Raw genomic sequence first — 26,720 nt, 5'->3', positions numbered from 1 at the left:
CTTGACCGCAGGCCCGTCCGTGTGGTGTGGGCGCACCAGTTCGATCGCGTCGATCTTGCCTTCACCTTCGAGAAGCAGATCCAGAAGTGGGGGCGTGCCAAGCGGATCGCTCTGATCGAGGGGCGCATCGATGCGCTGTCCGCGTTGTCGAGTCGAGGTCTGGCCGGCACGGAGGCGCGGCTGCACGCGCAGGAAGCGGGGCGTCCCGGTGTCTGGAAGCCCGACATCCCGTAGTCGATCTGGTGGTCGCGGAGCCCCGCGAGGGACGAGCGGGCGTCACGAGACCTCTGTGGTTGCGTCCGCCAGGTCCCTACAGGCATCTCGTGACGCTCGCTGGCGCTCGCTCCTCGATGACCTGTGGTCCTGTGCCAGAGTGAGGTGCATGGCAGCCACCGATCGCCCGTACGACGTCGTCCTCTTCGGAGCCACCGGGTTCACCGGCGGCCTCACCGCCGACTACCTGGCGGCCCACGCGCCGCGGGAGCTGCGGTGGGCGATCGCGGGGCGTAGCGAGGAGAAGCTCGAGGCCGTGCGGCACCGTCTCGCCGGCACCGATCCCCGGCTGGCGGAGCTGCCGCTGGTCGTCGTCGACGCGACCGACACCGACGGGCTCGCCGCGGCGGTCGCCACCACCAAGGTGGTGGCGACCACGATCGGCCCCTACGTGCAGCACGGCGGTCCACTCGTCGCGGCCTGCGCCGCCGGCGGCACCGACTACGTCGACCTCACCGGCGAGCCCGAGTTCGTCGACCGCACCTACGTCGAGCACAACGCCGCCGCCGAGGGATCCGGCGCGCGCCTCGTCCACTGCTGCGGCTTCGACTCGATCCCGCACGACCTCGGCGCCTACTACACGGTCCAGCAACTGGCGGCGGAGGTCGGCGGCGAGATCACCGCGCCCGTGACGATGCGCGGCGTCGTACGCAGCAACGCCACCTTCTCCGGCGGCACCTTCCACTCCGCGATGGGCGCGTTCGCGCGCGCCCGGCAGATGAAGGAGGCGTCCTCCGCGCGGCGTCGACTCGAGCCGCGACCCGAGGACCGGCGCTCCCGGGCGACCGCCGGACGCCCGCGCCGCGACGGCGAGCTCGGCTACTGGCTGCTGCCGTTGCCGACCATCGACCCGTTCGTCGTCGCCCGCAGCGGCGCCGCGCTGGCGTCGTACGGCCCGGCATTCACGTACTCCCACTTCGCCGGCACCAAGACCCTGCGCTACGCCGTCGGGGGCACCGTCGGCATGGGTGGCCTGACGGTCGCGGCGCAGGTGCCGCCGCTGCGCAAGGCGCTGCTCAAGCGCGTCCCGCAGGGCGAGGGGCCGTCGGAGAGCCGGCGGGAGAAGTCGTGGTTCACCGTCGACTTCGTCGCCGAGACCGAGGGGACCCAGGTCCACACCAGGGTCTCGGGCGGTGACCCGGGCTACACCGAGACCGCCAAGATGCTGGCTGAGTCGGCGATCTGCCTGGCGCTCGACGAGAACCCGGTGCGCTCGGGCCAGCTGACCACTGCGACCGCCATGGGCGACGCGCTGCTGGCCCGTCTGCAGCGGGCGGGGATCGCGTTCGAGCGACGCTGAGCCGTCGTCGGTGCGGCGCTCACTGGACGTACTCATCGAGGTGGGCGTAGACGATCGTGTTGTCGGGGTAGCCGCCCTGAGGGAGCCGCTCGCCGCCACAGGTGATCAACCGCAGCAGCGGAGCGTCGGTCTCCGGCCAGATCCGGTCGACGGGCAGGTCCTCCTTGGCGACGTCCTCGACCGCGTCGACGACGAAGGTGGCGACGCCGTCGGTCCGCTCGATGCGTACGACGTCACCCGGCTCGAGCGTCGCGAGGTCCCAGAACACGTCCGGCCCGTCGGGGCCGTGCACGTGCGCGACGACCACCGCGCCGCCGGGCTCGCCCGGCCGGGGACCGGGCTCGTACCAGGCTGCGTCACCGAAGTCGGGGGTGTCGAGGGCGCCCTCCGCGGTGAGCCCCCGCCCCTCCAGCCGCTCGTCCACCCCGATCGCGGGGATCGAGAGGCGGGTGGGCCGGCCGACGGGTGCCGGGGTGCTGTCGGTGGTCAGGGGGCTCGTCGGGGTGGCCGCGGTCGGAGGCACGATCTCCGCCAGGTCCACCGTCGCCGTCGGCGCGGGCGGCGGGGTGTCCGGCGCGGTGTCCGGGCGGGCCAGGACGAGGGCGCCGAGGATCGCGCACGCGACCCCGACCGCTCCGACGATGCCGACCGCCCAGCGGATCGCCCTGGCTGTCCGGTGGCTGCTCATGTCCGTAGGAGTCGCGGAGCTGCGGGACCTTGCAGCTTTTGCCGGTCTTTCGCTCGTCGAGGAGCAGGCGAGCCGCCCCTCGTTCGTCGAGTAGCTGGCGAGCGCCAGCGAGCTGCGTATCGAGACGCCCGCAGCCATGGCACCGGACCGGGCCGGCCCCAGCACCATCGCACCACGTCTCGATACGTCCGCTCGTTCCTCGCGGACTACTCGACGACCGAGGGGGTCAGCCGGGGCAGGGGTCGACGGTGAAGGTGGTCTTCTTCGTGGTCGTCGCACCGAAGTTGTCGCGAGCCGTGACCGTCAGGGTGTAGTCGCCCCAGGCGAGCCGGCCGAGGTTGGCACTCCAGCTGGAGCCGGAGCGCGCACCAGCCTTGGCGCCGTCCTCCGGGCCCGGGCCGTTCCACGAGAACCTGACCGACGCGAGGCCGGTGCCGTCGTTCGCCATCGCTGACACGGAGACGATCCGCCCTGCGCTCGTGCAGTCGTCTCCCGAGATCGTCCTGGTGATCGTGCCGATCGTCGGCGGTCGGTTGACGGTGAGCCGGACCGTGATCACGACGGTGCCGCCCGACCACGAGACGGCCACGGTGCCCTCGTGCGGGCCCTCCGACAACCCGGAGCGGGACGCGGTGATCTGCAGCCCGCGGCTCGACTCGGGGTCGAGTGAGCCGCCGGGGCCGATCGACAGCCACGACGTGCGGGACTCGGTCGTGAAGTCCAGCGCGGTGCCGCCGGCGTTGCCGACGGTGATCGTCCGGGCGCTGTCGGAGCGGCCCAGGTCGACCGTGCGCGTCGAGACGGTCAGCTCGCCCGGAGCGGCGATCGTCGGCGCGTCCGAGGTGGCGTCCGTCGTCCCCTCGGTGGCGGTCGGGTCGCCGGACGGCTGGGCCACCTCGCTCGGCGAGCCCGACGGGGTGGTCTGCGTCGCGGGCGGGAGGTTGGTGGCGGGCGTCTGCGACGACGGTGTGGTGCCGGCGTCGATCGCCACCGTGTCGTCGGTGCCGTCCGGCCAGCAGGACACGGTCGCCCAGCCGCCGAGGACGACGAGCGCCACGATCAGCGCGACCAGCGGTGGGCGCAGGCGCGCGCGGGTCGCCTCCGTCGTACCGCCGGACGGGAGGGGCCCGCCCACCGTCGGGCCGTCGGAGTAGAAGCCGACCAGCCGCGGGTCGTCGAGGACCCGGTCCTTGAGGGCGGCCGGTGCTGCCATGGCGGGTACGCCGGCCAGCAGCGCCAGCGGGCTGATCATCAGCTTGCGGCGGCTCTCGCAGGTCTCGCAGCCGTCGATGTGGCGCGCGACGCGCTTGCGGATGAGGGGGGAGAACGTGCCGTCCCAATCCGACAGCAGCGCGGCCAGCTCCTCGCAGTCGTCGCTGCCGCGGCGGGCGATGAGCAGCGCCCCGAGGGCCCGCTCGACCTGGTCGCGGGCGCGGCTGAGCATGACGTAGGAGTTGGCAGTGGTGACGTCCATCGCCGCCGCCAGGTCGGGGCCCTCGAGCCCCTGGCGCAGGTGCAGGTCCAGCAGGGCGCGGTCGCGGTCGTTGAGCCCCTCGATCGCATCCCACACCAGCGCCTGCAGCTCGGCCTGGACGGCTTCCTGCTCGACCTGCTGCTCGGGTCCGTTGCCCTGGTCAGGCATGGCCTCGAGCCATTCGTCGTCGTGCGCGACCCGCGCCCGGGCGCGCAGGGTGCGTAGGCACTCGTTGCGGACCACCGAATAGAGCCACGGCCGCAGGCGCGAGGCGTCGCGCAGCTGGCCGACCTTCTCGGCCATCACCACGAAGGAGTCCGCGACGGCATCCGCGGCCTCCTCCCGGTTGCGGGTCATGGAGTGCGCGAAGTCGAAGAGCCGGTCGGCGTACTTCTCGTAGATCCCCGCGAACGCCGACCGGTCGCCGGCCAGCACGCCCGCGACCAGGTCCGCGTCCGGGAGCTCGGCCGAGGTCATGGCGAGATCGTAGGGCGCGGCAGGGGCGGGCGTCGCGGCACGGGGACATCGGCCCTCTCTTCTCATCACATCGGGTCGGCTCGGACGGGGGACACGGGTAGGAGTCGGCGGGGGAGGAGACCTTGCAGTTTTCCGTCCGGTGGTCGAGGTGCGCCAAGGACCTTGCGCGAAATCTGGAACACGTTCTAATCTGGACACCTGTCCAGTTCTTCGGCTGCAAGGGAACCCCATGCCCATTCGCGTACTCCATGTCGCCACCGGCAACGTCGGGAGGATCGCGCTCGGTCAGCTGATCGAGGACCCCCGCTTCGAGCTGGTCGGTCTCGTCACGAGTACGGCGGACAAGGTCGGCCGCGATGCCGGGGCGCTGGCCGGCGTCGACGGTGCCGTCACCGGCATCGCCGCCACGGACGACCTGGCCGCCGCGCTGGCCGCGACGAAGCCCGACTGCGTCGTCTACTGCGCGCTCGCCGAGACCCGCTTCTTCGAGGCGCTCGAGGACATCAAGACCTGCCTCGCGGCCGGGGCCAACGTCGTGGCGACGTCGCCGGTCCCGCTCCTCTATCCGTGGGGCCTGCTGCCCGACGCGATGATCGACCCCTACGAGGAGCTGTGCCGCGAGCACGGCGTCAGCCTCTTCGTCAGCGGCGTCGACCCGGGCTGGGCCAACGACGTCCTGCCGTTCGCCGTCGCGAGCACCTGCCAGAGCATTGAGCAGGTGCGCTGCTACGAGATCGCCGACTATGCGACCTACGACGGCGCGCCGGTCATGTTCGACGTGATGGGCTTCGGCCGTCCCGTCGGCGAGGACCTGCCGATGCTCTTCAAGCCCGGCATGCTCGCCTCCGCGTGGGGCGTCTCGCTGCGGCTGATGGCCAAGGGCTTCGGCCTCGAGCTCGACGAGATCACCGAGTGGTTCGAGCAGGAGCCCGCGCCGGAGGACTTCGACGTCGCCGTCGGCACCATCCCCAAGGGTGGTGTGGCCGCGGTGCGCTTCAAGATCACCGGCATCGTGGGCGGCAAGGAGGTGCTGGTCGTCGACCACACCACCCGCCTGCGCCCCGACCTCCGACCCGACTGGCCCCAGGCGGCCCAGGAGGGCGGCAGCTATCGCGTGGAGATCACCGGCGAGCCGTCGTACGTCGTCGACGTGTGCCCCACCAGCCGCAAGGGCGACCACAACTACGCGGCGATCGCGCTCGGCGCCGGCCGCGTGGTCAACGTGATCCCCGACGTGGTCGCCGCCGCCCCCGGGCTGCGTACGACGCTCGACCTGCCGATCACCACGGCGAAGGGGATCTTCGCCACCACCCTCGACAAGAAGTGAGTGAACTGATGGGACGCTGCGACGACAAGGTCGTCCTGATCTCGGGCGGTGCCCGCAACATCGGCGGCGCCAGCGCGCGCATGCTGGTCGCCGAGGGCGCGAAGGTCGTCATCGGCGACGTCCTGGACGACGAGGGCACGGCGCTGGCGGACGAGCTCAACGCCGAGTACGGCGATCAGGGCGACGTGGCGCGCTACGTCCACCTCGACGTCACCAGCGACGAGGACTGGCGCGCCGCCGTCGCGCTCGCGGTCGAGGAGTTCGGCAAGCTCAACGTGCTCTTCAACAACGCCGGCATCTTCAACGGCGGCATGCTGCAGCGCTACAAGCGCGCGCTGTGGCAGGAGATGCTCGACGTCAACCTCACCGGCCCGTTCCTCGGCATGCGCGCCTCGACCGACGCGATCATCGCCGCCGGCGGCGGGTCGATCATCAACACCTCCTCCATCGAGGGCCTGCGCGGCACCCCGTGGGCGCACGGCTACGTCGCCTCCAAGTGGGGCCTCACCGGCCTGACCAAGTCCGCGGCGATGGAGCTCGCGCCCCACGGCATCCGGGTCAACTCGCTGCACCCCGGCCGGATCAGCACCCCCGCCACCGACCAGATGCCCGAGGACCTCATCCCGATCCCGCTCGGCCGCCCCGGCAAGGTCGAGGAGGTCGCGGCGTTCGTGGTGTTCCTCGCCTCCGACGAGTCCTCCTTCGCCACCGGCTCCGAGTTCGTCGTCGACGGCGGGACGATCAACCACATCCCGACGAAGGCGTAGCTTCTGGCGGCGTCGGCTCGGATTCATCACGGTATGTAGGCGAATTGCCACCTCCTGTGCGGAGTTCATCGCGGGGAGTAGCCGTTCATCCACATACCGTGATGAATCCGAGCGAGCTAGTCTCACGGCGTGACGCCGACCGCCGCATGCCCCTGCGGGGGCCCGTCGTACGACGCCTGCTGCGCGCCGCTGCATCGTCGTACTCGCTTTGCGGAGACGGCCGCGGAGTTGATGCGGAGCCGCTACAGCGCCCACGTGGTGGGCGGGCGGCTCGGGGCCGACCACCTCTTCAGGACCTGGCATCCGGCGTACCGTCCCGATGACACGTCACCGGACAGCGAGCTGTCGTGGACGGGGCTCGACGTGGTGGAGGTCGTGGGTGGCGGGGTCTCGGATGACACAGGGATCGTCGAGTTCGTGGCCCGCTTCGCCGGTGCGGACGGACCGGGTGAGCTGCGCGAGCGTTCGACCTTCGAGCGACGGGCGGGCAAGTGGGTCTATGTCGCTGCTGAGTGATCGGCGGGCGGGTCGGATTCACCACGGTATGTAGCTGAGTGGCCACTTCCCGTGTGGAACTCGGCAGGGGAACCGGCAACTCGCCTACATACCGTGGTGAATCCGCCACGGGCCGGGCGCGCCCAACCTCAGACCGGCGTGATCGGGATCGACTTGCGGGGCTGGAACTCGAAGGCCGCGCCGGTGCTGAACTTCGTGACGGCGACCTCGCTGGCCTCGGGCGCCGCCTCCTCACGCAGTACGACGGACAGGAGCCACTCGCCGGAGCCGTCACCGCCGCGCACGTCGACGTCCAGGCGGGCGTCGAGCGCGCGGACGGCCGCCTGCAGGGCGGCGGTCCACTCGGGCCCGCAGAGGGAGATCCAGGCCTCGTCCTCGTGCGCGGGGCCGGGCCGCACCACGACGCTGGCGGCCCCGAGGTCCGCGGAGACGTAGGCGGCCGGGTTGAGCAGCGGGTGGACGGCGAGGAGCCGGACGGCGTCGGCGACGGGATCGGCGGAGCCGGTGAGGCCCAGCGCCCGGGCGAGCCGCTCGCCGGCGATGCCGGCGAGGCCGACGAGCTGCTTGCGGCGGATCGCGAGGAGGTCGTCGTCGGTCTCGGCGCGGTCGGCGACGGCGAGCGCGAAGGCCCGGTCGAGCAGGTGCATCTGCAGGCAGACCTCGTCGGCCATCCGGACGAGCGCGGACTTCGAGAAGGCTGCGAAGTCGAGGTCGGAGAGCAGCGGGCCGGAGTAGTCGGCCAGCCCCTCGTCGGACGCGTCGATCGGCGCGAGCTCGAGCGTCGCGGCGCGCGAGCGCTCGTTGACGGCGAGCGCGGGGACCGGCTCGGGCACCTCGTAGGCCTGGTCGATGATGACCGTCCACGCGCAGTGCGGGTTGCGGTCGACCGGCATCCGCGGGGGCCGGTGGATCGGCCGGATCTGCGTGTGCGGGTTGGTCGCGATCGCGGTGGCGTCGAAGGTCGGGTCCTCGATGTCGTGGCACATGCCGCGCACGTAGTCCTCGCCCATCGGCTCGACGTCCATCAGCGCGCCGCAGTGGTCGAGGTGGAACTCGCCGTGCCACGGGTCGTGGACGGTGTAGCGGAAGTCCATGAACTGCGGGGGAGCGCCGATGTCGAGCTGGAGGCCCTTGAAGATCGTGACGACGTCACCCTGGCCCTCGACCTCGGGCGCATAGCCCAGCGCCCGCTGCATCCGGCGGGTGTAGATCGGCGACGCCGCCGCCCACTCCTCGATCGCGATCTGCAGCATCTCCTCGCGGCCGAACGCGGAGATGCACCACGCCATGCCGGAGCGGTCGATCAGCTGACCGATCAGCAGCAGCTCGGGCAGCAGGGTGGCGAGCTCGTCGCGGCTGAGGGCGTCGTACCGACTGGTCATGTCAGGCCGAGAGCCCGAGCCGTGCGGCCATCTTGTCGAGGTAGGTGAGGACCTTGGCCTCGTCGGCGTCGGGGACGCCCCAGATCAGCTCGGACGCGCCGGCGCTCATCCAGTCGGCGAAGTCGCTCTCCTCCGGCCGCTTGGCGACGAGGATCCGCACGTCGGGCTGGCCCTCGCGGCCGGCGTCGGCCCAGGCCTTGCGCAGCTTGTCGGCGTTGGCGGCGACGTCGCTGGTGGTCGGGGTGGTCATCCAGCCGTCGGCGTTCCGCGCGATCCAGTCGAACGTCTGGGGGCCTGCGCCGGCGCCGATGATGACCGGGATCCGGCCCTGCGGGGGCTTGGGGTAGGCCCAGGACGGTCCGAAGGAGACGAACTCCCCGTCGTACGACGCCTCCTCCTCGGTCCACAGGGCGCGCATCGCCTCGAGGTACTCCTTGAGGACCGTGCGGCGCTTGCCGGCCGGGACGTGGTGGTCGGTGAGCTCGTCGGTGTTCCAGCCGAAGCCGGCGCCGATGGTGACCCGGCCGCCGGAGAGGTGGTCGAGCGTGGCGAGCGTCTTGGCGAGGGTGATCGGGTCGGACTCGACCGGCAGGCAGACCGCGGTGGACAGCCCGATCCGCTCGGTCACCGCCGCGCACGTCGCCAGCGAGACCCACGGGTCGAGGGTGCGCAGGTAGCGGTCGTCGGGCAGCTCCTCGCCGCCGGTCGGGTGCAGCGCGTCGCGGCGCACGGGGATGTGCGTGTGCTCGGGGACGTAGATCGTGTCGAACCCACGCTCCTCGGCCGCCTTCGCGAGGGTGGCCGGCGTGATGCCGCGGTCGGAGGTGAAGAGGACGATCCCGTTGCGCATGCGCGTTCCTTCGGTAGTCGAGTGCCCCGCGAGGAACGAGCGGGGTGTATCGAGACTAGAACGTGTTCTAGGTTTTCGCTAGACACCTGTCTGATTTGCGGGTGCCACGCGCTCCGAGGTGGCGGGCAACGGCTCGCGGTGGGTGCCGCCCGAGGTGAGGAAGCGGCCTGTGCGATCGACTCCCACCGCCGGCGTGACGGCGCTGCCGTGCCACACGGCCCGCCCGCCGACGTAGACGTGGGTCACCGTCGCGTCGTTGCGGTTCACCATCCGCGGAATGCCGTCGTAGGCCGCCACGGGCGCCTCGTGGTAGTCCTCGAGCGTCTCGTCGAGCCGCTCGGGGTCGAGCACGACGACGTCCGCGCGGTCGCCCTCGCGGATCCGGCCCGCATCGATGCCGTACCACTCGGCCAGCTCGCCGGTCAGGCGGTGCACGGCCCGCTCGGCGCTCAGGAACGGGCGTCCCGCGCGCTCGGCGTCGCGGGCGTGCTTCAGCAGCCGCAACCCGAAGTTGTAGAACGCCATGTTGCGCAGGTGGGCGCCGGCGTCGGAGAAGCCCATCTGCACGCCCTTCTCCTGGGCGATCTTGCGCAGCACGTCCGGGCGGTGGCCGGAGATCGTGGTGCGCCAGCGGATCGCCGTGCCGTGCTCGACGACGAGGTCGAGGAAGGCGTCGACCGGGTGCTGCCCTCCGCGCTCGACGCCGACCTGGCCGAACGACTTGCCGATGACCGACGGGTCGGGGCAGGCGACGATCTCGGCGTCGAAGAAGTCGCGGTGCCACACCCGCGGGCCGTACTTCGACTCGTAGTCCTTGCGGAACGCCGTGCGGTAGGCCGGGTCGCGCATCAGCTCGTCGCGGGCGACCTTCTCCTGCAGGTGCAGCGCCTGCGCGCCCGATCCGAACTCCTCGAAGATCACCAGGTCGATGCCGTCGGCGTAGACCTCGAAGGGCACCGGGAGGTGCTGCCAGCGGAAGTCGGCACCGAGCCGGTTGACCACGCCGGCGAGCAGCCGCATCAGGTGGATGACGAACGGGATCGCCTTGATGTCGGCCGCGGAGAGCAGCGAGGTCTTCAGTGGCTTGCGGAACCAGCCGCCGATCGAGGCGAGCGCCTGGAGCAGGATCGTGTGCGGGTGCGAGGCGTCCGGTCCGGCCTGGACGATGCGGTCGCGCTCGCGCAGGACCCGCCGCAGGCGGCGCATCTCGCGGCCCTTGGCGTACGTCGAGGGCAGGGTCCGCGAGCGGCAGCGGTCACCGTCCAGCTTGTCGAAGAGCAGCTGCTGGGCCGACATGCCGACGAAGCCGGCGTCGAGCGCCTCGGTCAGCATCTGCTCCATCCGCCGCTGCTCGGCAGCGGTCGGGCGCACCTCCGGACGCGTCGCCCGGTCGAGGCCCATCGTGGCGGTGCGCATGTCGGAGTGCCCGATGAATGCCGCCAGGTTGGGGCCCAGGGCGCGGCGCTCCAGCGCGGCGACGTACTCCTGCGCGGTGCTCCAGTCGCGGGCCTCGTCGACCGCCCGGATCGCGTGCATGCGGGGGATCGCCTCCACCCGGCCGAACAGGTCCCCGGCATCGACGCCGCCGACGTGGATCGTCGACAGCGAGCACGACCCGAGAAGCACCGTGGTCACGCCGTGGCGAAGGGACTCCAGCAGGGCCGGGCCCTCGAGCACCTCGATGTCGTAATGGGTGTGGATGTCCACGAAGCCCGGGACGACCCACTTGCCCTGCGCGTCGACGACGTCGGGGCAGCCGGTGGCGTCGAGCGGAGTCGCGGACACGGCCGCGACGCGGCCGTCGCGGATGCCGACGTCGCGGACCTGAGCGCGGTTGCCCTCGCCGTCGAAGTAGAGGCCCCCGCGGAGGATCGTGTCGAACGGCGGGGTGGCGGGTGCGACTGGCATGCCTGCACGGTAGGACATCGCGGGCCGGAATCTGGAACAAGTTCTACGAAGGGGCTTGCGGGCGACGCGGGCCGGCTCTAGTTTGGACACATGTCCAGTCAGGTGTTCGAAACGCCGCGCCAGGGTCTGAACCCGCGTCAGGCGGAGACGGTCGAGAAGCTTCTCGCCGCCGGGCTCGAGGAGCTGCGCGCGGTCGGGCACGAGGCGCTCACGGTGCGCACCGTCGCCACCCGCGCCGGCGTCTCCCCGGCGACGGCCTACACCTACCTGGCGTCGAAGAACCACCTCTTCGCCGAGCTGTTCTGGCGCCACCTCGCGGCGCCCGAGGCCCGGATCGCCCCGCAGGGCGCCAGCGCTGTCGAGCGGCTGCAGTCCACGGTGCGGGCCCTGACCAGCCGCATCGTCGAGGAGCCCGAGCTGGCGGCCGCCGTCACCCCGGCCCTGCTGAGCACCGATCCCGACGTTGCGCGGCTCCGGCTGCGCATCGGCGGGGAGTTCCTCGCCCGCTTCGAGGCCGCGCTCGCCGAGCCCGACCAGCCCGACCGGCCCGCCGACCCCGCCGTCCTCGAGGTGCTCGTGCTCACCTGGTCCGGCGCGCTCCTCCAGGCCGGCATGGGCCTGCTGACCTACGACCAGATCGCCGAGCGACTCGCCTCGGCCGTCGACGTGATCCTGCGAGGCAACTGATGGTTTCGACGAGCTCGACCACCGAGCGGCCGGCCGCCCCGTTGCGGTTCGACCCCTATGACTACGACTTCCACGAGGACCCCTACCCGACGTACCAGCGGCTGCGTGACGAGGACCCGGTCCACCACGCGCCGGTCGACGACATCTGGGTGATCTCGCGCCACGAGGACGTCTTCGACGTGCTGCGCCGCGACGACGTCTTCTCCAACCGGATGGGCGTCTCCCTCGACGCGACCGCGTGGAATCCCGACGCCCACAAGGTGATGAGCTTCCTCGGACTCGACGGCGCCGAGCAGGCCCGCGTGCGCAAGCTCGTCTCCGCCGCCTTCACCCCGCGGCGCGTGCGCGAGCTGACGCCGGAGGTGCAGCAGCTCACCGAGAAGTACCTCGCGTCCACCCTTGCCATCAACGCCGAGCACGGTGAGGCCGACTGGATCAAGGACTTCGCCGGCAAGCTCCCGATGGACGTCATCTCCGAGATGATGGGAGTGCCGGTCTCAGACCGCGACGAGGTACGGCGACTCGCGGACCTCGTCGTGCACCGTGAGGACGGCGTCCGCGACGTCCCCGTGGCGGGCATGGAGGCGTCCATGTCGCTGTTCGGCTACTACGGCGACATGGTGAGCCAGCGCCGCGCGCAGCCCACCGACGACCTCACCTCGGCCCTGCTCGCCGCCGAGATCGAGGGCGAGAAGCTCCGCGACGGCGAGGTGATGGCCTTCCTCTTCCTCATGGTCGTCGCCGGCAACGAGACCACCACCAAGCTGCTCGGCAACGCGCTCTTCCACCTGGGCGCGCACCCCGAGCAGCAGGCGGCCGTGCTCGGTGCACCGGAGGACCCCGACACCCTGGTGGTGCCGTGGATCGAGGAGACCCTGCGGCACGACACCTCCAGCCAGATGCTGGCGCGCTATGTCACCGAGGACACCGAGGTCGCCGGCATCACCATCCCCGGCGGCTCCAAGGCGCTGGTCCTGCTCGGCTCGGCCAACCGCGACGAGCGCGTCTTCGGCGACCCGACCGTCTTCAACGTCCACCGCGAGAAGTCCGAGCTCAGCCAGATCCTCAGCTTCGGCACCGGCCGGCACTTCTGCCTCGGCGCCAACCTCGCCCGGCTCGAGGCGAAGGTCGTGCTCAACGAGCTGGTCCGGCAGGTCGACGGCTTCCAGGTCCACGCCGACCGCGCGGTCCGCGTCCACTCCACCAGCGTGCGCGGCTTCGCCTCGCTGCCGGTGACGTTCCGGCCGAGGAGTGCCTGATGCCCAAGCCCGTCCACCCCGACCGCCGGCCCGCCGTCGTCGCCGGCGCCTCATCGGGGATCGGCGCCGAGACTGCTCGTGCCCTGGCGGCCGCGGGGTTCCCGGTCGCCCTCGGCGCCCGGCGCGTCGACAAGCTGGAGGAGCTGGCCGCGGAGATCCGCGACGCCGGCGGCGAGGCCTTCGTGCACGCCCTCGACGTGGCGTCGACGGAGTCGGTCGAGAAGTTCGCGGCGGCGGTGAGCGCCGCCCTGGGCGACGCGGAGATCGTCGTGTGCAACGCGGGTCTGCTCGCTCCCGGTGGCCTCCTCGCCGCCACCACCGACCAGCTGGCCGCGGAGTTCGACGTCAACGTGCTCGGTGCGCACCGACTGATCCGCGCCTTCGGCGCCGGCATGGTCGAGCGGCAGCGCGGCGACCTCGTGTTCGTCTCCTCCGACACCGCGATCCGGGCCCGCCCGTTCATGCGCGGCTACAGCGCCACCAAGTCCGGGCTGGAGGGCCTGGTCGAGGCGCTGCAGATGGAGCTGGAGGGCAGCGGCGTGCGCGCGTCCGTCGTACGCCCCGGTCCGACGTGGTCGGAGATGGGCTCGGACTGGGACGCCGACGCCGGCGCGAAGGTCCTCACCGAGTGGATCAAGTGGGGGCATGCCCGCCACTCGCACTTCCTCAAGGCCACCGCGATCGCCGACGCGATCACGACCGTCGTCAGCGCGCCGCGGGGCGTCCACATCAGCCCCGTCGACGTCAACCCCGAAGCACCCCTGGAGCAGCAGTCATGAGCCTCGACGCCATCCGCTCGGTCTCCGTCGTCCTCGACGACCAGGACCCGTCGGTCCCCGACATCATCAAGGGCACCGGTCACCTGCCGGAGATGCGGGTCGACCCGATCAGCCTCTTCCACCGGGTCCGCGAGGAGTGCGGTGACCTGGGACGCTTCCGCCTCGCCGACAAGGACGTCGTCCTCGTCACCGGCGCCGAGGCCAACGAGGCCTTCTTCCGCGCGCCGGAGAGCGTGCTCGACCAGGCGGCGGCCTATCCCTTCATGACGCCGATCTTCGGCAAGGGCGTCGTCTTCGACGCCTCGCCCGAGGAGCGTCAGCAGATGCTGAAGAACCAGGCGTTGCGCGGCGACATGATGCGCGGCCACGCGCAGACCATCGAGGCCGAGATCCGCCGGATGGTCGCCGACTGGGGCGACGAGGGCGAGATCGACCTGCTCGACTTCTTCGCCGAGCTGACGATCTACACGACCTCCTCCTGCCTGATCGGCAAGCCGTTCCGCGACCAGCTCGACGGGTCGTTCGCCGAGATCTATCACCGCCTCGAGCACGGCACCGATGCGATCGCCTACGTCGACCCGTACGCCGACATCGAGAACTTCCGCATCCGCGACGAGGCCCGCGAGGAGCTGGTCGCCAAGGTGCAGGCGATCATCAGCGCCCGCATCGAGAAGGGTGAGATCCCGAAGGAGGAGCGGGATCTGCTCGACGTCCTCATCGCCGTCGGCTACGACGCCGAGATGGTCACCGGCATCTTCATCTCGATGATGTTCGCCGGCCATCACACCTCCTCGGGCACCGCGTCGTGGGCGATGATCGAGATGCTGCGCAACCCCGACGTGATGGCCGACGTCGTCGCCGAGCTCGACGCGCTCTATGCGCCCGACGAGTCGGGGGAGTCGCCGGAGGTGTCCTTCCAGGCGCTGCGGGAGATCCCGGTCCTGGAGGCCGCGCTCAAGGAGACGCTGCGGCTGCACCCGCCGCTGATCATCCTGATGCGCCTGGTCCAGGAGGACTTCGAGCTGCTCGGCCACACCCTGCCCGCCGGCACGGTCATTGCGTCCTCGCCGCGGGTGTCGAACCGGATCGAGGACGACTTCCCCAAGGCTGACGCCTTCGACCCCGGTCGCTACGTCGACCCGCGCCAGGAGGACCTGCAGAACCGCTGGACCTGGATCCCCTTCGGTGCCGGCAAGCACCGCTGCGTGGGCAACGCGTTCGCGATGATGCAGATGAAGGCGATCTTCTCGGTCATCCTGCGCGACTTCTCCTTCGAGCCGGTCCAGGAGCTCGACTCCTACCGGGACGACTTCACCAAGATGGTCATCCAGCTCGCCCAGCCGGCGAAGGTCCGCTACCGGAGGCGGAAGGCGGTCGTCGAGGAGGATGCGCAGCAACCGTCTCGAGACGCGGTGACCTCATGACCTTCCGGGTTGTCGCCGACACCGGCGTGTGCCAGGGCCACCAGCTCTGCCAGGGCGAGGCCCCGGACGTCTTCGGGTTCGACGACACCACTGACGTCGTCACCCTGCTCGACGAGCACCCCGACGAATCGCTCCGCAAGGACGTGACCACGGCCGTGAAGTACTGCCCGGCCTTCGCCCTTTCCATCGAAGAAGAGGACTGACATGAGTGACCTGACGCCGTCATTGAGCAGGGCCGAGATCGAGGAGTTCTGGGAGTCCTGGCTCGACATCAACCGTCAGGCCGAGCGCACGGGCGACTGGCGCGTGATGGCCGACCACTACGCCGAGGACGCCAACTACGGCTGGATGTACAGCCACGACGAGCACTTCATGGCGGTCGGTCGCGAGCAGATCCGCGACTGGGCGATCGGCATCGAGATGGACGGCTTCGACGGCTGGCACTACGACTACGTCTGCACGATGATCGACGAGAAGAAGTCGATGGTGCTGGGCTTCTGGAAGCAGCGCTCCGGGATCGTCAACGACGAGACGGGCGAGGAGTACGAGATCCTCGGCATCGGCGGCTCGTGGTTCGGTGTCGAGCGGCAGACCTCCGGCGCCGACGCCGGCCAGATCAAGATCGCCTGGCAGCGCGACTGGTTCGACATGCCGTCGACGACGCACACCTTCATGGAGATCCTCAAGGCCGACAAGGCCTCGGAGACCCTGCTGAAGCGGATGTCGGTCTTCGGCCACGAGGTGCCCGGGCACTACCACCTCAAGGACATCCCCTCGCCCGTGTGGCCCCCGCCGGTCGAGGCCGGCGACCACATCACCCAGGCGCCCGCCCCCGAGGCCGCGCAGTGACGGCCGGCACGGGCGCGCTGCCGCCTCCGGCCCAGCAGCTGATCGACGGCAAGCTCGTCGCGGCGAGCGACGGGGCGTCGTACCCGATCCTCAACCCGGCCAACGGTGAGCAGATCGGCGTCGCGCCCGACGGCACCGCCGCCGACGTCGACGCGGCCATCGCAGCCGCACGCCGGGCCTTCGACGAGACGGAGTGGTCGACCGACCGCGACCTGCGGGTGCGCTGCCTGCGCCAGCTGCACGAGGCGCTGCTCGCGAACGCCGAGCCGTTCAAGGCGCTGACCACGGCGGAGGTCGGCATGCCCGGCTTCATGATGATGGCCGCCGGGTTCGACGTGCCCGTCGACGGCTTGAAGTGGGTCACCGACCTGGTCGAGGGCTATGAGTTCGAGAGCGACCTCGGTGAGGCCGCGCCGATGGGGATCCCCACCCGTCGGACCGTACGGCGCGAGCCGGTCGGCGTCGTCGCGGCGATCTCGCCGTGGAACGTGCCTACGCAGATCAACCTGGCCAAGATCGGCCCGGCGCTGGCCGCCGGCTGCACCGTCGTCCTCAAGCCGGCGCCCGACACTCCGTGGGTGGCCGCCGAGCTCGGCCGTCTGGTCGCCGAGCACACCGACATCCCGGCCGGTGTCTTCAACGTGGTGACGCCGCGCTCCAACGACGTCGCCGCGCTGCTCACGACCGACCCGCGGGTCGACATGGTGTCCTTCACCGGTTCCACGTCCGTGGGCAAGGCGATCATGGCGGCCGCTGCACCGACCCTGAAGCGGGTCTTCCTCGAGCTCGGCGGCAAGTCCGCTGCGATCGCTCTCGACGACGCCGACGTCGCCGCGGTTGCCGGAGGCACCGCCTTCGCTGCGTGCATCCACGCCGGCCAGGGCTGTGCCATCACGACCCGGCTCATCGTCCCGCGGGATCGCTACGACGAGGCGGTCCAGGTCGCCGCGGCCACCATGGAGTCGATCGGCGCCAAGGACCCCGCCGACCCCGGCGCCATCTGCGGCCCGGTGATCTCCGCGGTGCAGCGCGAGCGGGTGGCGGCGTACTTCGACATCGCCCGCGCCGAGGGCGGCACCTTCGCCACCGGCGGTGACGTCATCGACCAGCCCGGCAACTGGATCCAGCCCACCGTCGTCGCCGGCCTCGACAACTCCAGCCGCCTGGCGCAGGAGGAGATCTTCGGCCCGGTGCTCGTCGTCATCCCGCACGACGGCGACGACGACGCCGTCCGGATCGCCAACGACTCCGCCTACGGCCTCTCCGGCTCCGTCGACTCCGCCTCGCTCGAGCGTGCCAAGGCCGTCGCCGCCCGGATCCGCACCGGCACCCTCGCCGTCAACGGCGGCGTCTGGTTCAGCCCCGACGCCCCCTTCGGTGGCTACAAGCAGTCCGGCATCGGTCGGGAGATGGGCGTGGCCGGGTTCGAGGAGTACTTGGAGATGAAGACCATCGCCGAACCGGCGTGAGGCGAGTGCGCAATTCACGGGTTAACCCGTGAATTGCGCACATCTGACGGGAAATAACCAGCGAGAAGTGCCGAATTCACGGGTTAACCCGTGAATTCGGCACCACCACCAGGGGAGCACCATGAGCAACCGTTTCGAGAACAAGACCGTCGTCGTCACCGGCGCGGCGCAGGGCATCGGCGAGGCCTACGCCCGAGCGCTGGCGGCGGAGGGGGCCAGCGTCGTCGTGGCCGACCTCAACGAGGAGTCGGGCGCGAAGGTCGCCGCGTCCATCAACGAGGCGGGCGGCAAGGCGATCTTCGTCAGCTGCGACGTCTCCGACGCCGGGTCGGGCGAGGCGCTGGTCGCGCGGACCGTCGAGGAGTTCGGCGGCATCGACCACCTGGTCAACAACGCCGCGATCTACGGGTCGATGGAGTTCAACCTCCTCATCTCCGTCGACTGGGACTATTACCGCAAGTTCATGAGCGTCAACATGGACGGCGCCCTCGTGATGACCCGCGCGGTCTATCCCGAGATCGCCAAGCGTGGTGGGGGAGCGATCGTCAACCAGTCGAGTACGGCGGCCTACCTCTACTCGGGCTTCTACGGACTCGCCAAGGCGGGGATCAACAGCCTCACCCAGCAGCTCGCCCACGAGCTCGGCGGCCAGAAGATCCGGGTCAACGCGATCGCTCCCGGCCCGACGGCCACGGAGGCCACGAAGATCCAGGCCGGCGACGCCGCCAAGGACATCGTGCGCAACAGCCTGGCGATCAAGCGGATGGGCTCGGTCGACGACATGGTCGGCGCCTGCCTCTTCCTGCTGTCCGACGACGCGTCGTGGGTGACGGGTCAGATCCTCGCCGTCGACGGCGGCCAGACCTTCCGACTCTGAGCGAGGGAGCGCCACCATGACGACCGTCGTCGGATTCATCGGGCTGGGCAACATCGGCAAGCCCATGGCGCTGCGGCTCGCCCAGCAGCAGGAGGCAGCGGACCTCGAGGTGTGGGTGTATGACGTCGCGCCCGACCCGCTCGCCGAGGCGGAGCGTGCCGGGGCGCGGATCGCGGCCAGCGTCGCCGCCATGGCGGCCAGGTCCGACGTCCTGTGCGTGATGGTGCGCGACGACGATCAGGTCCGCGAGGTGCTCGGCGAGGTGCTCGGCGTCGCGGGTGACCGGCTGACCGTCGTGATCCACTCGACCGTCGCTCCGGGGACGCCCGCCGCACTTGCCGCCACCGCGGCCCGGCACGGAGTCCGTGTGGTCGACGCCCCGGTGTCGGGCGGTGCGATGGGTGCCGCCGACGGCTCGCTCGCCCTGATGGTGGGCGGCGAGGAGGAGGCCTTCGAGGCTGCGGAGCCGGTGCTGCGGGTGCTAGGCAGCAAGGTCGTCCACGCCGGACCGATCGGCGCCGGGACGAAGTTCAAGCTGGCGCGCAACATGATGCACTTCATCGCGTTCACCGCGGCGACCGAGGCCCAGCGTCTCGCCGAGGCGGCCGGGCTCAGCCTCAAGGACCTCGGCGACGTCGTCCGCCACACCGACGCGATCACCGGCGGACCCGGCGCGATCATGCATCGGGAGACCACGGCGGTCCTCGACCCCGACGACTTCTGGTACGGCGTCTTCAGCAACGTGACATCCCTCGGCGTGAAGGATCTCGGCTTCGCGATCGAGCTGGCCCACCAGCTCGGCGTCGAGGTCCCGCTCGCCGAGCTCGCGATCGACCGCCTCGGCCCCGGCCTGGGCCTTCCCGAAGGAGATCACTGATGGGCAAGTTCGACGACCTCCCTGAGGCCCGCCGCAAGGGCCTGGAGAAGATGGAGCACGTCTATGGCTTCGAGATGTCCGACGGCGACGGCGACTTCTTCCGCTACACGGTCGAGCACCTCTTCGGCGACATCTGGCAACGCCCCGGGCTCACCGACCGCGACCGCCGCCTGCTGCTGATCGGCCTGCTCGTCGGCAGCAACCAGCACGATGTCCTCAACATCCAGGTCCCGGCCGCCCACGCCGCCGGCGAGCTCGACGACGAGGCCCTGCGCGAGCTGGTCATCATGGTCTGCCACTACGCCGGCTGGCCGCACGGCGCCCGGCTCAACTCGCTGGTCGAGGACACCATCGGCAAGTCCGCCCGCGCCCGGGCGAAGGCCGAGAAGGCTGCCGCGGCGGAGAAGGCCGCCGCCGACGACTGACCGGTGCCTTGTTAGCCTCGAGGCGATGAGTCGGGACGCGGGGGAAGCACAACCGAACCGCACTGCGGCAGCGGTCGTGCCCGCGACCCTCGACTCCCTCGACACCGCTCCAGAGACACGACCGGCCGAGGCTCCCGGCCTCGGGATCTGGCGCCTGGACACCGACCGCTTCGGCGCGGACGCCCTCGACCCGTGCCGCGCGTGGCTGGACGCCGGCGAGCGGCAGCAGGCGTCGTCGTACGTCCGGGCGGAGCTGCGCCACGCCTACGAGCTGGCTCACGTCGCCGCCCGCCTCGTGCTGGGCGCGGCGACCGGGGTGTCGCCGGAGGAGGTCGTGTGGGGGCGGCATGCGTGCCCCGGCTGCGGTGAGCCGCACGGCCGTCCGCGCGTGGAGGGCGCTGCCGTCGAGTTCTCGCTGTCGCACACGCCGGGCCAGATCCTCATCGCCGTCGCCGACCGCCCGGTGGGCGTCGACGTCGAGCGCCATCCCGACGATCCCGTCGCGCTGTCGCGCCTGCTGCACCCCCGCGAGACCGAGGAGGTGGAGGCCGCCGCCCACGGCACGCTGGACGGCGGTCGCGCCACCGTGCGGTTCACCCGCGCCTGGTCGCGCACCGAGGCCTACCTCAAGGGCATCGGCATCGGCCTGGGCCGCGACCCGCACCTGGACTACCTCGGCTCCGACGACGCACCCGGCCGGGTGATCGGCGAGTGGGAGGTGCTCGACGTGGACGTGCCCGACGGCTACGGCGCCGCGGTGGCACTGCGCCGCTGATGATCGAGCCATGATCGAGCCATGATCGAGGCCGTCGGCTACGTCGGCAGCGCCGGTGCCGCCTCGATGTGGATCCCGCAGGCGTGGCGCGCGGTCCGGCACCGTGCCGACCCCGACCTGCTGGCGCCGATCAGCCTCGCCACCTATCTCGTGGCGATGGCCTTCAACGCCCTGCTGATCACCTACGGTGCGACGAAGTCGGCGGCGCCGGTGGTCGTGGCGGGTGTCGCCAACCTGGTGTGCGCGACGGTCATCGTCGCCGTGCTGCTGCGCTCCCGGGCGAGGAACCGCCGGTGACCGCCCTGCTCGGCTGGCTGGTCGGGGTCGTGGACGTCGCCCAGTTCGTGCCCCAGGCCCGCCGCGCCCTGGCCCGCCGGCTGCTGCCCGGCGGCCTGGCGGGCCTCAGTGTCTGGACCTGGTCGATCGCCACCGTCCAGGGCGCCGCCTGGATCGTCTACGGCTTCGCCAACGAGCTCTGGGCGATCGCGGTGCCCAACCTGCTGATCACGCCGATCTGTGCGGGGATCCTCGCCGCGCGGCTGGCCAGCGGTCGACCGGGAGACTAGCCGAGCAGCCCTCCGCGGGCCGTCGCGGCGAGGTCGGTGTCCGACCCGGCGTACGACGCGGTGTAGCCGAAGCTCAGGAGGAGGTCGACCAGGCGCAGGGTCGCGGCGCAGGTCGCGACGCCGCTCGCGTCGGTGGTGGCCGTGCAGAGGCTGCGGGAGCCGGCCGTGAAGTCGACCTCGGCCCCCGGCACCGGGGCGGTGCCGCGGGTCAGGGTGGCCTGCAGCCGGCCCAGGGGGAGGCCGAGGGGGCTCAGCCGGACCAGGGCGGGCTGGGCGAGGAGCGTGGTCGCTCGCTTGGCGACGCTCACGGTGGTGCCCGACGAGGTGCTGGGGTGGAAATTGCCGTCGCCGGCGTACGTCGCCGTGATCGTGTGGTCGCCGGCGGGCAGCGTGTCGGTGGTGAGTGTCACCCGGTCGCCGTCGAGGGCGACCGGCGCGCCGAGGGGACTGCCGTCGACATGGAACTGCATCGTGCCGGTGGGCGTGCCCGCGCCGGGTGCCTCCACCGCGACCTGGGCCGACAGGGTGACGTCGTCACCGACGGAGACGCTGGCCGGTGCGGCGCTGAGCGTCGTGGTGGTGCTCGCCGGGTCCACTCGATATTCCACCGACGCGGTGCTCGGCGCGTAGGCGTCGTCGCCGGGGAAGGTCGCTTCGATGACATGGTCGCCCGCGGCGAGATCGGTCGGGACGACGAGCGTGGCGACCCAGCTGACGACGTTGGGAACTGTGCGGAGCGGGGCCGGCTCACCCGCCGGGACCCCGTCGATGCTGAACTGCACCAGCCCGCCATGGGGCGTCTTGGGCACCGTGATGAGCTCGGCGACCACGGGGCGGAGCTCCCCGAAGACCGGAGCCGTGTCCAGCGTCCTGATGGCGAGCTCGGTCGGGATGCGCGGGTCCTCGGCGTCCTCGGCAGCGGCGGGAGCGGCGGCCGCTCCGGCGACGAGGGCCACGGCGACGGCGAGCAGGGCGAGGAGGCGGATCCGGAGCAGTCCCATGGGACGAGTGAAGGTCAGCGGTCGTGGACCGGGCAACGTTCGTCCCCGGATGTCGCCCATCGGGTCACCCGTCGGTGCCCCAGGCAAGAGTCGAACTTGCGACCTTTCGCTTAGGAGGCGGCTGCTCTATCCACTGAGCTACTGGGGCGTGGCGCCCATCTTGTCAGGTGGGTTGCCGCACGCCGTACCGTGGTCGTCCATGGACGAGCACGACGGTTCCCCGGGACGTGGCGGGCGCCGGCGCGCTGCGACGCCGAAGCGGACCGTGGTGCGGGTGATCGTGGCCAGCCTGCTGGGACGGGGCCTGGTGACCGGCGTCGGGATCGTCGTCGCCTACGAGCGGTTCAACGGCAACCTCACCCACGTCGACGTGAGCGACCAGCTGGGCGACGACCGCCCCGACCAGGCGATCGAGGGCGACCTCAACGTCCTGGTGATGGGCGACGACACGCGTGAGGGCTCCAACGGCATCGACAGCGAGTCCGGCGGTGGCTCCGACACGACGATCCTGTTCCACCTCTCGGCCGACCGGAAGTTCGCCTACGGCATCTCGATCCCGCGGGACACCGCGGTGATGCGGCCCGAGTGCTACGAGGAGGACGAGACGCCGATCGCGGCGAGCGACGGCTACGTCAAGTGGAACGATGCCTTCCTCGTGGGTGGACCGGCCTGCACGATCCGGCAGGTCGAGCAGCTGACGGGCGTCTTCGTCGACAAGTACGTCGTGGTGGACTTCAACGGCTTCAAGGGGATGGTCGACGCCCTCGACGGCGTCGAGGTCTGCATCCCCGAGGACATCGTCGACACCGAGCACGGCATCACGCTGAAGGCCGGCACCCGCGAGATCTTCGGCGACGAGGCCCTGTCCTACGTGCGGGTGCGCAACGTCGGCGACGGCACCGACCTGCAGCGGATCAAGCGGCAGCAGACCTTCATCTCCTCGATGATCAGCGAGGCGGTCGGCGCCGAGATGCTGGCCCGGCCCGACCAGCTGCTCCGCTTCCTCAACGCGGCGACGAAGTCGCTGACCACCGACTTCGACAACGTCGCCCAGCTGGCGAAGCTCGGCCAGTCCTTCAACGGCATCGGTCTCGACAACATCGCCTTCGTCACCACGCCGTGGACCTATGACACCGACAAGGTCAGCGGCGGCGTCGAGTGGCTGCCGGAGGTCGAGGACCTCTGGCAGCTCGTCATCGACGACCAGCCCCTGACCGAGGAGTTCCTCGACGACGGCATCAGCGCGGCCACCAACCCCGACGGCACCACCTCGGAGTCCGCCGACCCGAGCGGTGGGGCCACGGGCTCCAGCGACGGGGCGAGCGACGGGGCGACGGGCGGCGACGGCGCCGGTCTCGACGAGGAGGGTCGCGCCGACGCCAGCCTCTGCTGATTGGGTCCAGCACCGCTGACCAGCGACAATGGTCGCCGGGACCCGCGGAAGTGCTCGAGGTGCTTGGCTCGCGCCGTACTCTTGGCGCCGCTGACTCGGCAGCGACCGCACGACCGTGCCCCGACACATCCCGCCGCCGGCGGCCGCAGGACCAGGTGAAGCATGACGCAGGAGAGCCCCACGCAGCCGGGCGGCCGAGCCCGCCGGGTGGCGACCTCGCGCGCCGACCGTCGTCGGGCGCGCGCGGCTCGCAGCCACCGGGGCGGTCGACGCAAGGCGGCGCAGCCGCGCAAGACCGTGCTGCGGGTGATTCTCGCCAGCCTGATGAGCCTCGGCCTGCTCACCGGCGTCGGCGTGGTGCTGGTCTACAACAACTGGAACGGCAACCTCGAGCACGAGAGCGTGTCCGACCAGCTGCGCAACCGCCCGGAGAAGGTCGAGGTCGCCGGGCCGCAGGAGCCGATGAACATCCTGGTGATGGGCTCCGACACCCGCTCCGGTGAGGGCAACGGCATCGACGGCGAGGCCGGTGGCGGCCTGTCGGACACCACGATCCTGTTCCACCTCTCCGCCGACCGGAAGTTCGCCTACGGCATCTCCGTCCCGCGCGACACCGCGGTGATCCGGCCGTCCTGCTACGAGAAGGACGGCAGCGAGATCCCCGGCAGTGGCGGCTACGTGAAGTGGAACGAGGCCTACGCCACCGGTGGTCCCGCCTGCACGATCCAGCAGTTCGAGCAGACCTACCGGATCCGGATCGACAACTACGTCGTCATCGACTTCAACCAGTTCAAGGACATGGTCAACGCCCTCGACGGGGTCGAGGTGTGCGTCCCGTTCGACATCGACGACGACAACCACAACATCCACCTCGACGCCGGAACGCGCGAGATCCAGGGCAACGAGGCGCTCGCCTACGTCCGGGTCCGCTATGGCATCGGTCAGGGCATCGACCCCAACCGCACCCGCCGCCAGCAGGCGTTCATCGGCTCGATGATCAACAAGGCGCTCACCCTCGGCATGGTGGCGCGCCCCGACCGGCTGATCCGCTTCATGAACGCAGCGACCTCCTCGCTGCACACCGACTTCGAGAACATCGCCGAGATGGCCGACCTCGCCCGCACGGCCCAGGGCATCGGCGCCGACAACATCAAGTTCGTCACCCCGCCGTGGATCTACTCCGACAAGGTCAGCTCCGGGATCGAGCTGACCAGCGAGGCCGACAGGCTGTGGCGTCTCGTGCGTCAGGACCGGCCGCTGACGCAGGAGTTCCTCAAGGACGCGATCAGCGCCGACGACAAGCCCGACGGCAGCGGCTCGACGACGGACCCGTCGCAGGGCTCGTCGGACTCGCCGTCCGGGTCGCCCTCGGACGACGCCACTGACCCGACCGACCCGAGCGACACCGCGACCGACCCCGGCTCGTCGGGCGGTCTGTCCAGCGCGGGCCGCGAGGCGGCCGGGCTCTGCTCGTGAGCGACGAGGAGAAGGCCGTCGGGGAGCCGGAGTGGAAGCGTCGCCGGCGGCTCGACGCCGTCTTCGGCGACGGCCTGCCCGACACCACCTCGGACGAGCGCGACGAGCGGCGGCCGCAGGAGCGCGAGTCGGCCAGTGACCAGTGGCTGAAATCGCAGGTGCCGCCCCACCACGGAGGGTGAGACGGCACCTGGTCAGCCGGGCGTCGTACGGCGACGCCTGGTTGGTCAGATCTGCTTGTTGGCCAGCGAGTCGCGGATCTGGGTGAGCAGCTCGACCTCGGACGGCCCGGCGGCGTCGACCGGGAAGTAGCGCTCCTTGGCCTTGGTGTAGGGCGTCACGACCAGGAAGTAGACGATCGCGGCCATGATCACGAACGCGATGACCGCGTTGATGAACAAGCCGACGTTGACGTCCGCGATCTCGGCTCCGCCGAAGTCGGGCTGGTCGAAGACCTTGCCGATGAAGCCCGTGAGCGTCCCCGTGAAGGTCTGGACGACCACCGCGAACGACGTCGCCATGATGAACGCGACCGCCAGCTCGACGAGGTCGCCCTTGAGCAGGAAGTTCCTGAAACCGGTCATTTCTTCTCCTTCAGGTCCCGAGAGATGGTGGAAAGAGGGACCAAACTGCCTCGCACCTTAGTGTGACTTCGTGTCACGACGCCACGTGTAGGTCACGTACGACGTGCTGGACGCCGCTGTGATGTCGAGGACGTCGCCCGCATCGACGGCGAGCAGGACGAGGCGGCCGGGCAGGGCGGGGTCGCTCGCATGGTCGGTCGGCGGCACCGCCAGGACGGTCACGTCGAAGGCCAGGGCAAGCGATGCCCCCGAGCGCGGATCGGTGGCGATCAGGTCGATCCTGTCGCCCGTCCCGAGCAGCGCCGCCTGCCCCGCGTCGGTGAGGCGCACCGGCTGCGCCACCGTGTCCGGGGGCTGGCCGGTGGCGAGCTCCGGCCCGGTCAGCCGTACGTCGGTGACCGGCTCGCCGCGGCGCAACGGACCCGCGAGCGTCTGCCCGACCGGCGTGCTCGCGATGCCCGCCGGCACCAGGTCCGGGGGGAGGTGTGCCTCGGTCAGGTCGCCGGCCTCCAGCACCTCGCCGGCAGCGAGGTCGCGAGCAGCGACCAGCACGACCGTGGTCGCCGGCGGGGGAGGGGCGAGGGTGCGCAGGGTCGCGAGCACGGCGACGCCGGTGAGCACCAGGGCGAGCAGGTGGCGGTGGCGCAGCAGACGGCGACGCGCCTGCTGGCGCCGGTCACGCCAACGGCGCCGGAGATCCCGAGTTTCCATGGCCCGACGCTAGGCCGGTCCGGCCGTGCGTGCCGCCGTCCTCCACAGGCGCCTCGCGTCGTTCGTCGAGTAGCAGGCGAGCGCCAGCGAGCCGCGTATCGAGACGGACCGCAGCCTCTGCTCCGGACCGGGCCGGTCCCAGCACCATCGCACCGCGTCTCGATACGCCCGCTCGTTCCTCGTGGGCTACTCGACGACCGAAGGGCGGACGCGTCAGGCGGGGGAGGCGGCCGAGCTGGAGGAGCTGCTGCTGGAGCTGCTGGTCGCAGCCGGCTTCGCGCTCGACGAGCCGGAGTCGGAGGAGCCGGAGCTGCTGGAGGAGGAGTCCGTGCTGGAGGACGAGGAGCTGCCCGCGGTGGCCGAGCTGCTCGAGCGGCTGTCGGTCTTGTAGAAGCCCGAGCCCTTGAAGACGACGCCGACCGAGTTGAACAGCTTGCGCAGGCGGCCCGAGCACTCGGGGCAGACGGTCAGGGCGTCGTCGCTGAAGGACTGCACCTGCTCGAAGGCGTGACCGCACTCGGTGCACTGGTACTGGTAGGTCGGCATCGGGACTCCGGAAACGTTGGCACTCTCGACTTTCGAGTGCCAATGCTACGTCACGTCGGG

General features: G+C 70.9%; 29 protein-coding genes, 1 tRNA gene and 2 pseudogenes. 22 read left to right on the top strand and 10 right to left on the bottom strand.

What is annotated here, in order from left to right; all coding sequences use genetic code 11:
* Together E9934_RS19910 and E9934_RS09320 are read left to right on the top strand one after the other, a co-directional pair.
* A pseudogene (locus tag E9934_RS19910) lies at window positions 1–234 on the top strand (hypothetical protein); the annotation flags it as partial.
* Between the two features lie 148 nt (window positions 235–382).
* On the top strand, window positions 383–1,573 hold the full coding sequence (locus E9934_RS09320) for a saccharopine dehydrogenase family protein (RefSeq protein WP_136562591.1): 1,191 nt from the start codon (window positions 383–385) through the stop codon (window positions 1,571–1,573).
* A gap of 19 nt (window positions 1,574–1,592) precedes the next feature.
* Here the strand turns inward: E9934_RS09320 and E9934_RS09315 are convergent, their stop codons facing one another.
* Together E9934_RS09315 and E9934_RS09310 are read right to left on the bottom strand one after the other, a co-directional pair.
* Entirely contained in the window at window positions 1,593–2,261 is a 669-nt protein-coding gene (locus E9934_RS09315; protein ID WP_136562590.1) for a sortase domain-containing protein, read from the bottom strand.
* 226 nt (window positions 2,262–2,487) lie between these two features.
* The gene (locus E9934_RS09310; RefSeq protein WP_158294972.1) at window positions 2,488–4,212 is read right to left on the bottom strand and encodes a sigma-70 family RNA polymerase sigma factor; all 1,725 of its coding nucleotides are present in this window, start codon (window positions 4,210–4,212) and stop codon (window positions 2,488–2,490) included.
* A gap of 229 nt (window positions 4,213–4,441) precedes the next feature.
* On the opposite strand from E9934_RS09310, the gene E9934_RS09305 reads away from it, so the two are divergent.
* The 3 genes from E9934_RS09305 (at window position 4,442) to E9934_RS09295 (ending at window position 6,822) form a co-directional block, all read left to right on the top strand.
* A complete protein-coding gene (locus tag E9934_RS09305; RefSeq protein WP_136562588.1) occupies window positions 4,442–5,539 on the top strand; it encodes an NAD(P)H-dependent amine dehydrogenase family protein in 1,098 nt (365 codons plus the stop codon).
* On the top strand, window positions 5,536–6,306 hold the full coding sequence (locus E9934_RS09300; protein WP_238694857.1) for an SDR family oxidoreductase: 771 nt from the start codon (window positions 5,536–5,538) through the stop codon (window positions 6,304–6,306). The genes E9934_RS09305 and E9934_RS09300 overlap by 4 nt, the downstream gene beginning before the upstream one ends.
* 129 nt (window positions 6,307–6,435) lie before the next feature.
* Window positions 6,436–6,822, top strand: a complete 387-nt coding sequence (locus E9934_RS09295; protein ID WP_136562587.1) for a YchJ family protein — start codon at window positions 6,436–6,438, stop codon at window positions 6,820–6,822.
* Between the two features lie 128 nt (window positions 6,823–6,950).
* Here the strand turns inward: E9934_RS09295 and E9934_RS09290 are convergent, their stop codons facing one another.
* From E9934_RS09290 to E9934_RS09280, 3 genes are all read right to left on the bottom strand, one after another.
* Complete coding sequence (locus tag E9934_RS09290) at window positions 6,951–8,204, bottom strand: hypothetical protein (protein WP_136562586.1); 1,254 nt, start codon at window positions 8,202–8,204, stop codon at window positions 6,951–6,953.
* A gap of 1 nt (window position 8,205) precedes the next feature.
* Window positions 8,206–9,054 carry an LLM class F420-dependent oxidoreductase gene (locus E9934_RS09285; RefSeq protein ID WP_136562585.1) on the bottom strand — a complete coding sequence of 283 codons (849 nt, stop codon included), beginning with the start codon at window positions 9,052–9,054 and terminating at the stop codon, window positions 8,206–8,208.
* Window positions 9,055–9,132: 78 nt separating this feature from the next.
* Entirely contained in the window at window positions 9,133–10,962 is a 1,830-nt protein-coding gene (locus E9934_RS09280; protein ID WP_136562584.1) for an N-acyl-D-amino-acid deacylase family protein, read from the bottom strand.
* 90 nt (window positions 10,963–11,052) lie between these two features.
* Between E9934_RS09280 and E9934_RS09275 the strand changes: the two genes are divergently transcribed.
* The 14 genes and pseudogenes from E9934_RS09275 to E9934_RS09215 all read left to right on the top strand — a co-directional run bounded on the left by E9934_RS09275 (window position 11,053) and on the right by E9934_RS09215 (window position 20,949).
* Window positions 11,053–11,649 (top strand): TetR/AcrR family transcriptional regulator, encoded by a 597-nt coding sequence (locus tag E9934_RS09275; RefSeq protein ID WP_136562583.1) that lies wholly within the window; start codon window positions 11,053–11,055, stop codon window positions 11,647–11,649.
* Complete coding sequence (locus tag E9934_RS09270) at window positions 11,649–12,908, top strand: cytochrome P450 (RefSeq protein WP_136562582.1); 1,260 nt, start codon at window positions 11,649–11,651, stop codon at window positions 12,906–12,908. Before E9934_RS09275 ends, E9934_RS09270 begins: the two co-directional genes overlap by 1 nt.
* Complete coding sequence (locus E9934_RS09265; protein ID WP_136562581.1) at window positions 12,908–13,687, top strand: SDR family oxidoreductase; 780 nt, start codon at window positions 12,908–12,910, stop codon at window positions 13,685–13,687. Before E9934_RS09270 ends, E9934_RS09265 begins: the two co-directional genes overlap by 1 nt.
* Window positions 13,684–15,111 carry a cytochrome P450 gene (locus E9934_RS09260; protein ID WP_136562580.1) on the top strand — a complete coding sequence of 476 codons (1,428 nt, stop codon included), beginning with the start codon at window positions 13,684–13,686 and terminating at the stop codon, window positions 15,109–15,111. Before E9934_RS09265 ends, E9934_RS09260 begins: the two co-directional genes overlap by 4 nt.
* Window positions 15,108–15,314 (top strand): ferredoxin, encoded by a 207-nt coding sequence (locus E9934_RS09255; protein ID WP_136562579.1) that lies wholly within the window; start codon window positions 15,108–15,110, stop codon window positions 15,312–15,314. Before E9934_RS09260 ends, E9934_RS09255 begins: the two co-directional genes overlap by 4 nt.
* A gap of 1 nt (window position 15,315) precedes the next feature.
* Entirely contained in the window at window positions 15,316–15,960 is a 645-nt protein-coding gene (locus tag E9934_RS09250) for a nuclear transport factor 2 family protein (protein ID WP_136562578.1), read from the top strand.
* Entirely contained in the window at window positions 15,957–17,429 is a 1,473-nt protein-coding gene (locus tag E9934_RS09245) for an aldehyde dehydrogenase (RefSeq protein ID WP_238694856.1), read from the top strand. The genes E9934_RS09250 and E9934_RS09245 overlap by 4 nt, the downstream gene beginning before the upstream one ends.
* Before the next feature lie 121 nt (window positions 17,430–17,550).
* Window positions 17,551–18,306: an SDR family oxidoreductase gene (locus E9934_RS09240; RefSeq protein ID WP_136562577.1), complete on the top strand. Its 756-nt coding sequence runs from the start codon at window positions 17,551–17,553 to the stop codon at window positions 18,304–18,306.
* Between the two features lie 10 nt (window positions 18,307–18,316).
* Window positions 18,317–18,802, top strand: a pseudogene (locus E9934_RS20450) (NAD(P)-binding domain-containing protein); the annotation flags it as partial.
* Entirely contained in the window at window positions 18,776–19,183 is a 408-nt protein-coding gene (locus E9934_RS20445) for an NAD-binding protein (RefSeq protein ID WP_275106624.1), read from the top strand. The pseudogene E9934_RS20450 and the gene E9934_RS20445, both read left to right, overlap by 27 nt.
* A complete protein-coding gene (locus E9934_RS09230) occupies window positions 19,183–19,608 on the top strand; it encodes a carboxymuconolactone decarboxylase family protein (RefSeq protein WP_136562575.1) in 426 nt (141 codons plus the stop codon). The genes E9934_RS20445 and E9934_RS09230 overlap by 1 nt, the downstream gene beginning before the upstream one ends.
* A 25-nt stretch (window positions 19,609–19,633) precedes the next feature.
* Window positions 19,634–20,383, top strand: a complete 750-nt coding sequence (locus E9934_RS09225) for a 4'-phosphopantetheinyl transferase family protein (protein ID WP_136562574.1) — start codon at window positions 19,634–19,636, stop codon at window positions 20,381–20,383.
* Between the two features lie 21 nt (window positions 20,384–20,404).
* On the top strand, window positions 20,405–20,680 hold the full coding sequence (locus tag E9934_RS09220; RefSeq protein ID WP_136562573.1) for a hypothetical protein: 276 nt from the start codon (window positions 20,405–20,407) through the stop codon (window positions 20,678–20,680).
* Window positions 20,677–20,949: a hypothetical protein gene (locus E9934_RS09215; RefSeq protein ID WP_136562572.1), complete on the top strand. Its 273-nt coding sequence runs from the start codon at window positions 20,677–20,679 to the stop codon at window positions 20,947–20,949. The genes E9934_RS09220 and E9934_RS09215 overlap by 4 nt, the downstream gene beginning before the upstream one ends.
* On the opposite strand, the gene E9934_RS09210 is transcribed toward E9934_RS09215, so the two are convergent.
* Window positions 20,946–21,950, bottom strand: coding sequence for an Ig-like domain-containing protein (locus tag E9934_RS09210; RefSeq protein WP_136562571.1), 1,005 nt, complete (start codon window positions 21,948–21,950; stop codon window positions 20,946–20,948). The two genes, E9934_RS09215 and E9934_RS09210, sit on opposite strands and share 4 nt — an antisense overlap.
* A gap of 75 nt (window positions 21,951–22,025) precedes the next feature.
* A tRNA-Arg gene (locus E9934_RS09205) sits at window positions 22,026–22,098 on the bottom strand.
* A gap of 51 nt (window positions 22,099–22,149) precedes the next feature.
* Between E9934_RS09205 and E9934_RS09200 the strand changes: the two genes are divergently transcribed.
* The 3 genes from E9934_RS09200 to E9934_RS09190 all read left to right on the top strand — a co-directional run bounded on the left by E9934_RS09200 (window position 22,150) and on the right by E9934_RS09190 (window position 25,001).
* Window positions 22,150–23,343, top strand: coding sequence for an LCP family protein (locus tag E9934_RS09200; protein WP_136562570.1), 1,194 nt, complete (start codon window positions 22,150–22,152; stop codon window positions 23,341–23,343).
* Window positions 23,344–23,505: 162 nt separating this feature from the next.
* Window positions 23,506–24,819, top strand: a complete 1,314-nt coding sequence (locus tag E9934_RS09195) for an LCP family protein (RefSeq protein ID WP_136562569.1) — start codon at window positions 23,506–23,508, stop codon at window positions 24,817–24,819.
* Window positions 24,816–25,001, top strand: coding sequence for a hypothetical protein (locus E9934_RS09190; protein WP_136562568.1), 186 nt, complete (start codon window positions 24,816–24,818; stop codon window positions 24,999–25,001). Before E9934_RS09195 ends, E9934_RS09190 begins: the two co-directional genes overlap by 4 nt.
* Window positions 25,002–25,046: 45 nt before the next feature.
* Here E9934_RS09190 and E9934_RS09185 read toward each other — a convergent pair whose 3' ends face one another.
* From E9934_RS09185 to E9934_RS09175, 3 genes are all read right to left on the bottom strand, one after another.
* Complete coding sequence (locus tag E9934_RS09185) at window positions 25,047–25,403, bottom strand: MscL family protein (protein ID WP_136562567.1); 357 nt, start codon at window positions 25,401–25,403, stop codon at window positions 25,047–25,049.
* Window positions 25,404–25,460: 57 nt separating this feature from the next.
* Window positions 25,461–26,114, bottom strand: a complete 654-nt coding sequence (locus E9934_RS09180) for an SAF domain-containing protein (protein WP_136562566.1) — start codon at window positions 26,112–26,114, stop codon at window positions 25,461–25,463.
* A gap of 213 nt (window positions 26,115–26,327) precedes the next feature.
* On the bottom strand, window positions 26,328–26,660 hold the full coding sequence (locus E9934_RS09175) for an FmdB family zinc ribbon protein (protein ID WP_136562565.1): 333 nt from the start codon (window positions 26,658–26,660) through the stop codon (window positions 26,328–26,330).
* Between the last annotated feature and the right edge of the window lie 60 nt (window positions 26,661–26,720).

Origin of the sequence: Nocardioides caeni (genome assembly GCF_004912195.1) — a bacterium.
In the GTDB taxonomy this organism is placed as follows: domain Bacteria; phylum Actinomycetota; class Actinomycetes; order Propionibacteriales; family Nocardioidaceae; genus Nocardioides; species Nocardioides caeni.
The sequence above is the reverse complement of the archived record's forward strand: the minus strand, read 5'-3'. Positions and strand labels throughout refer to the sequence as shown.